Origin of the sequence: Streptomyces sp. NPDC020996 (assembly GCF_040641355.1) — a bacterium.
Taxonomy (GTDB): Bacteria; Actinomycetota; Actinomycetes; order Streptomycetales; family Streptomycetaceae; genus Streptomyces.
Genome location: NZ_JBFADM010000085.1, coordinates 22,520 through 29,425 on the forward strand (window position 1 = coordinate 22,520; position 6,906 = coordinate 29,425).

3 protein-coding genes and 2 pseudogenes are annotated in these 6,906 nt (G+C 67.0%); 3 read left to right on the top strand and 2 right to left on the bottom strand.

Going from position 1 to position 6,906, the window contains the following annotated elements:
• The first annotated feature begins 357 nt into the window (after nt 1–357).
• The 3 genes from AB0G63_RS35685 to AB0G63_RS35695 are packed head-to-tail and all read left to right on the top strand — an operon-like array spanning nt 358 to nt 6,256.
• Nucleotides 358–3,591, top strand: coding sequence for a discoidin domain-containing protein (locus AB0G63_RS35685; RefSeq protein WP_360759011.1), 3,234 nt, complete (start codon nt 358–360; stop codon nt 3,589–3,591).
• Complete coding sequence (locus AB0G63_RS35690) at nt 3,588–5,090, top strand: family 43 glycosylhydrolase (RefSeq protein WP_360759013.1); 1,503 nt, start codon at nt 3,588–3,590, stop codon at nt 5,088–5,090. The genes AB0G63_RS35685 and AB0G63_RS35690 overlap by 4 nt, the downstream gene beginning before the upstream one ends.
• A gap of 5 nt (nt 5,091–5,095) precedes the next feature.
• The gene (locus AB0G63_RS35695) at nt 5,096–6,256 is read left to right on the top strand and encodes an RICIN domain-containing protein (protein ID WP_360759015.1); all 1,161 of its coding nucleotides are present in this window, start codon (nt 5,096–5,098) and stop codon (nt 6,254–6,256) included.
• 157 nt (nt 6,257–6,413) lie between these two features.
• On the opposite strand, the pseudogene AB0G63_RS35700 reads toward AB0G63_RS35695, so the two are convergent.
• Both AB0G63_RS35700 and AB0G63_RS35705 read right to left on the bottom strand, forming a co-directional pair.
• Nucleotides 6,414–6,632: pseudogene (locus tag AB0G63_RS35700) on the bottom strand (IS30 family transposase); the annotation flags it as partial.
• Nucleotides 6,633–6,766: 134 nt separating this feature from the next.
• Nucleotides 6,767–6,906, bottom strand: a pseudogene (locus AB0G63_RS35705) (alpha-L-arabinofuranosidase); the annotation flags it as partial.

Here is a 6,906-nt window from a genome sequence, read left to right on the forward strand (position 1 = left end):
GTTTCAGTACCGGCAGGACCCGCAGGGGACCGCTTCCCCGGCCCGCTCCCTGCCCGGCGCTCCACCGCTCAGCCGAAACCCTTCATGTCATGAGCACTACATAGGCACGGCAGCCGATGCCCCCTCACCGTGCGCCCGGGTACAGACGTCTGCTGCCGATCGGACAGGGAGCATCCGTTGAGAAGACCATGGACGACGATCCCCACCGCAGGAGCCGGCGCATCCCGCCGGTTCGTCGCCGGCGCACCCGGCGACGGAAGGGACCGGGCTCCGGTTGGACGTGTCGCCGCCGGCCGCTCACCCGTCGGTCGCCCACGAACGGCGAACTCTGCGACAAAGCACCTGCTCGTCGCACTGGTGCTCGTCTTCTGGTCGGCCTTCACCACGGTTCCGGCCCACGCGGCACAGACCATAGGGTTCCCCGCCTTCAGCGGACCCGCGATCCCGTCCCCGCCCGTCGGCTACACACCGGGCGACATGATGCGGAGCATCTACGACGCGGAGAGTTCCGGAACCGACTTCTGGATGGACCGCCTGCTGGCCCGCTCGGGCGACGACCCTGCCGGCCCCTGGCTGATGAGCCGCGGTCGCGCCCTCTTCATGAAGGAGCACGACCCCTCCCAGCTCGGCTTCGGCGGCAAGGTCGCCTACTGGGAGAGCATCAACGACAAGAGCGCCTACACGGTGGCGATAACCCCGGGCACCTTCACCGAGCAGGTCTCCGTGCGTTGGCAGGCCCCCAGCTACTGGAAGAGCTTGCACACCAGCGGCTCGGTCACCGTCAACCAGACCAAGTTCATCACCGACAACAACGTCGCAGTGACCAACCTGTCCATCAAGAACAACGGCAGCAGCTCGACCACCCTGCAGTTACGGGTCACTTCCCCATACGCCACCACGGGCTCCGGCAGCGAGCTGACCGGACAGGTCAACGCCTACAACAACCTCACCACCATCCGCCCCCGGCTCACCGGCGACGGCTTCACCGTCTCCAGCGGCGGCCTCAACCGGTCGGTCACGATCGCGGCCGGAGCAACCGTGACCACGAAGGTGGTCATGGGCTTCGTCACCGACGAGATCCCCGAGTCCCTCACCGAGTACGACGCCTACGCGGGCTACTCCCCCGCGACCGCCTTCGCCACGCACGTCAGGGCCTACAACCTGTGGTGGGCGCAGAACGTGCCCTACATCGACGTACCGGAACCGGCGATCAAGAAGAACATCTACTACCGCTGGTGGCTGATGCGCTTCAACAACCTCGACGCCGACATCCCCGGGCAGACCTTCCAGTTCCCGACGTCGGTCGAGGGCGCCCTCGGCTACAACAATGCCATCGCCCTCACCCAGCCCATGCACATCGACGATCTGAAGTACCTGCGCAACCCGGCCTACGCGTACGGCGACTGGCTGAGCGTCGGCCAGACCTCCAAGGGCGGCCGCTTCCTCGACAACCCCGGCGACCCGGAGAACTGGTCCAACAGCTACACCCAGTACATCGCCGAGGCGGCCTGGAAGAGCTTCCAGATCCATGGCGGCCAGCCCGCCATCGCCGGCCAGCTCGCCCACTACGCCGAGGGCGACGTCAAGGGCCAGCTCGGCTACTACGACCACGACAACAACAAGCTCATCGAGTACGACTGGGGCGCCCTGACCGGCAACGACGCCGACGCGGTCTCCTTCCACTGGAAGCCCGGCAACATGGACCGCACCGAGTCCGCCTACCAGTACAGCGGCGCGCTCGCCGCCGCGCAGGCCTACGAGGCGGTCGGCGACACCGCCAAGGCCACCGAGATGCGCACGCTGGCGGGCCAGATCAAGGACGCCATCGTCAACGTGCTGTGGAACCCGAACCGGCAACTGTTCGAGCACCGGCTGAAGTCGACCAACGAGTGGGTTCCCTGGAAGGAGATCAACAACTACTACCCCTTCTCGGTCGGCGCCGTCCCCAACACCGCGACCTACAAGCAGGCACTCCGGCTGTTCGACGACCCGGCCCAGTACCCCGTCTTCCCCTTCTACACGGCCAACCAGGCCGACAAGAAGGCGGCGGCCGACGCCGGGAACCCCGGCTCGAACAACTTCTCCACCATCAACTCCACCGTTCAGTTCCGGCTCTACTCCTCGGTCCTGCGCAACTACCCCAACTCCTGGATGAGCGCGACCGACTACAAGAAGCTCCTCTACTGGAACACCTGGGCGCAGTACATCGGCGGCAACACCCAGTGGCCCGACGCCAACGAGTTCTGGGCCGACTGGAACGGCAGCGCGATCGGCTACCGCTCCTGGATCCACCACAACATCCTGGGCAGCAGCAACTGGACCGTGATCGAGGACGTCGCCGGTCTGCGGCCGCGCAACGACGCGAAGGTGGAACTCTCCCCGATCGACATCGGCTGGGACCACTTCACCGTCAACAACCTCCGCTACCGGAACGCCGACCTGTCCATCGTCTGGGACGACCCCTCCGACGGCGTGGTGCGCTATCCCGGCGTCCCGGAAGGCTACTCGATCTACGTCGACGGCAACCGGGTCGCCACCCTCAACTCGCTGGTGCCCTTCACCTGGGACCCGGCCACCGGCGACGTCACCACGGGCGGCACGGTCAGCCACCACACCGCCGCGCCCGGCCTCAAGGCCCCCAACCAGGTCGTGCAGGACAGTCCCCGCCTGGTAGACATGTTCGCCAAGGCCGGCGTCGACCTGACCGCCGGCCTCACCAACCTCGCCTCCGGGGCGAGCGTGTCAGCCTCCTACACGGGCTCCGGCAGCACCGTCTCCGGCGCGGTCGACGGCTACCCCACCAACGAGCCGTTCTGGGGCGCCGGCGGCTCCCCCAACAGCCAGGACTGGTACGAGCTGAACCTCGGCACCACCCGCACCTTCAACGAGGTGCGCCTGTACTTCAAGGACAGCAGCCCGGCGAGCACCACCTACCGGGCCCCGTCCGGCTACACCATCCAGTACTACAACGGCAGTACATGGGTGAACGTGCCCGGCCAGACCAAGACCCCGGCGGCACCGCGGGCCAACTACAACCTGATGCGGTTCCCGTCGGTCGACGCCCAACGCGTACGGGTCCTCGCCACCAACGCCTCCGGGGCCAGGACGGGCCTCACCGAGGTCAAGATCTTCAACCGGGGTGGCGTCCAGCCACCGGCCCCGGCCAACCTGGCGACATCCGCGACGGCGTCCGCGTCGTACACCTCCTCCTGGGAGAACGTCGGCGCCATCAACGACGGCATCGACCCGCCCTCGTCCAACGACACCGTGAACCCGCGTTGGGGCACCTGGCCGGAGAGCGGACAGCAATGGGCCGAACTGACCTGGCCGTCGCCCCAGACCGTCGACAAGGCCCAGGTCTACTTCTTCGACGACGACCAGGGCATCGACATGCCCGCCTCATGGAAGCTCCAGTACTGGAACGGCAGCGACTACGTCGACGTGCCCGGAGCAAGCGGTTACCCCCTGGCCAAGGACCAGTACAACACCGTCACCTTCACCGCGACGAAGACCACGCGACTGCGGGTGCTGCTCACCGGCAACGGCACGAACTCCGTCGGTCTCCTCGAAGCAAAGGTGTACGGCCCGTGACCCGATCCCGATGTCTGTCCGCGCTCCTGGGCGCACTCACCATGGCGGGTGCACTCCTGGTGGCCCCTCCGTCCGCAGCCGCGGCCGCAGCCGTCACGTTCACCTCGACCGGGGTGAACCAGGCCGGCGGAAACTGCCTCGACCTGCCGAACGGTTCGTCGACAGCCGGAGCACAACTGCGCACGTACACCTGCAGTGCCGGAGGGAACCAGAACCTCCGCTTCACTCCCGTCGCGGGATCGAGCGACACCTACACGATCACCACCCAGTCCGGTCAGTGCGTCGACGTCTCCGGCGCGTCACCCGCGGACGACGCCGCGATCATCCAGTGGCCCTGCCACGGCGGAACCAATCAGCAGTGGCGGCTCACGCCGGTGTCGGTGAGCGGGACCGACAACACCTTCAATCTGGTCTCCGTCGGCTCCGGCAAGTGCATGGCACCGAGCGGCGGTTCGTCGGCCTCGAACACCGGCCTGGTCCAGCTGCCGTGCGCCGCGGCGGACAGCAGGGTGTGGCGGCTGCCCGGCTTCACCGCAGGGAGCACGAGCCCGCACATGTTCACCAACCCGCTCTCCCCGCACGGTCCGGACCCCTGGCTGACGTACTACGACGGGTACTACTACCTCGCCACCACGACCTGGAACTCGACGGTCACCATGCGCAAGGCGAGCACCCTCGCAGGGCTCGCCACCGCCGCCGACCAGGTGATCTTCAACCTCACCCGGCCCAACGGAGCCAGCACGATGTGGGCGCCCGAGTTCCACCTGCTCGACGGGCCGAACGGAAAGCGGTGGTACTTCTACTACACCGCCGGACGGGAGCCCTACGACCTGGGCACCCAGCGGATCCATGTGCTGGAGAGCGCCGGCCTGGACCCGATGGGGCCCTACACCTTCAAGGCCGACCTGCTCGACCCCACCCAGGACAACACCTGGGAACTGGACCCGAGCATCCTCCAGCTCAACGGACAGCTCTATCTGCTCGGCACCTTCTACAACGGCTCGCAGCCGATGTTCATCCGGCCGCTGTCCAACCCGTGGACCGCGAGCGGCACCCGGCGAGTGCTGTCCACCCCGACATACAGCTGGGAGACGGCGGGCGGTGCGGTCAACGAGGGCGCCGAGGTCCTGCAGCACAACGGAAAGACCTTCATCGTCTACTCCGCGAGCCACTGCTCCACGCCCGACTACAAACTGGGCATGCTGACGTACAACGGCGGTGACCCGCTGAACTCCTCCTCCTGGGTCAAGTCACCCCACCCGGTCTTCCAGCGGTCCGACGCGAACGGCGTGTACGGACCCGGCCACAACGGTTTCTTCAAGTCCCCCGACGGGACCGAGGACTGGATCGTCTACCACGCCAACAGCTCCGCCTCCGGAGGCTGCGACATGAACCGCAGCACCAGAGCGCAGAAGTTCGCCTGGAACGCCGACGGCACACCGAACTTCGGCACCCCGGTGGCCCTCGGTGTCACCCTGCCCGCACCGTCAGGAGAGTGAATCAGATGAAACGAACTCGCTTACCGTCCCTCTGGGTCGTTGTGCTCACCATGCTGCTCGGCGCGGTCCTGGGCACCGTCGCGACCGCACCGCCCGCCCTGGCCGCCACGGCGTTCACCTCCACCGCGGTCAACCAGAACGGCGGCAACTGCCTGGATGTGCCGGGCAGCTCCGCCGCCGACGACGTCCAGCTCATCCAGTGGGCCTGCCACGGCGGCGGCAACCAGACCTTCACCTTCACCCCGGCGAGCGGCACCACCGACCAGTACGGCATCGGCACGTCGACCAGCGGAAAATGTGTGGACGTCAACGGGGCGTCCAGCGCCGACAACGCCACGATCGTCCAGCGGACCTGCGCCGCCGGAGCCAGTCAGAAGTTCCGTCTGACGCCCGTGACGATCAACGGAACGAACAACGTCTTCACCCTGCAGGCGGTCCACTCCGGCAAATGCATCGCCCCGTCAGGCGACTCCTCGGCCGGCGACACCGGTCTCGTCCAGATGCCCTGCAGCAACGCGGCGTCGCGGACATGGCGCCTGCCCGGCTTCGCCGGCAACGGAGGCGGCCCGGCCACGCCTCCGACGAAGACCGTCCGGGTGTTCTGGCTGAAGCCCTCCGACGTCCCGTTCGACCAGCGATACCCCGATGGCATCGCGAACGTGATGCGGGAAGCCCAGCGCTACTACAAACAGGAACTCGGCAAGACCTTCACGCTGAACAACCCGGTGGTCGAGGTCGTGGGCGGTGACCAGCCGCGAAGCTGGTACGAGAACACCCCCAACGGCGGCGACCGTTACTGGTGGGCCGTCACGAACATGCAGAACGAGCTCGCCAGGAAGTTGGGCCTCGCCAGTCCCGACAGCCGGTGGCTCAACGTCGGCGAGATCAGCGCCGAAGGGGAAGGTGCGGGCGGAGGCGCCAACACCGGGTGGGTCATTCTGAGTGGGCACGACGCCGACGGCGCCGCAGGTACCAGCGGGCAGTCGATGAACCGCTGGTACGGCGGAATGGTCCACGAACTCGGTCACGCCTTCGGCCTGCCGGACTCGACCTCGACCGACGGCACACCGATGTCCGCCTCGTTCTACGACTACCCGAACACCCACTTCAACCAGAGCCAGAAGAATCAGATCCTGAACGGCCCCTACGGAACCTTCCTGTCCTGACAACGGCTGCCGGCAACGAGGAGGCGGGCCTTTGAACGTCGCGTTGCAGGACTCGGCGAGCGGGTTGTCCGCGTTGGAGCCGATCGCGCTCATGCACTGGCGGACGCCGGCTTGGCTGCACGCGTCGGCGAAGGCCCGTCCGGTGTACTGGACGGATTCAATCGGTCGTCGCAACACTGGCTGGTGGGAGCGATCGTAGCTGCTCGGCGAACACTTCAGACGGGGTTCGCCACCCGAGGGTTTTCCGGGACCGGTTGTTGAAGACCGCCGCGACGGCCTGGAGCTCTTCGCTGTCCTCGTTGGTCCCGCGTTGCCAGGGGCTGTGGGGGTCGGCGAAGTGGACAGGGATTCCGGTCTCGACCGTGAAGGCGGCGTGCGCGTCACGAAGCCCAGGCCGGTGGATGCACACGGACGTCTCCCGGCGCAGGTCGACAGATCCCGTTGAAGACCCGAAGTCAGTCAGAGCTTGAGTCAGACCCCGCCGGGAGACATCCATGAACATCCTCACTGTCAGCGTTGCAGGGTGAGGACGCCCGGCCGCCAGGGCAGCTGGTTGTAGGGGCCGCTCGCGGTGGGGGACTTGCCCTGGTAGAGGAACTGCAGGTTGCAGGGGTCGACGGTCATGGTCTGGTCGGGGTTGTCGCGGACCA

Coding starts and splice junctions, on each gene's coding strand:
- AB0G63_RS35695 (WP_360759015.1), top strand. CDS start 5,096: ATGAAACGAACTCGCTTACCGTCCCTCTGGGTCGTTGTGCTCACCATG.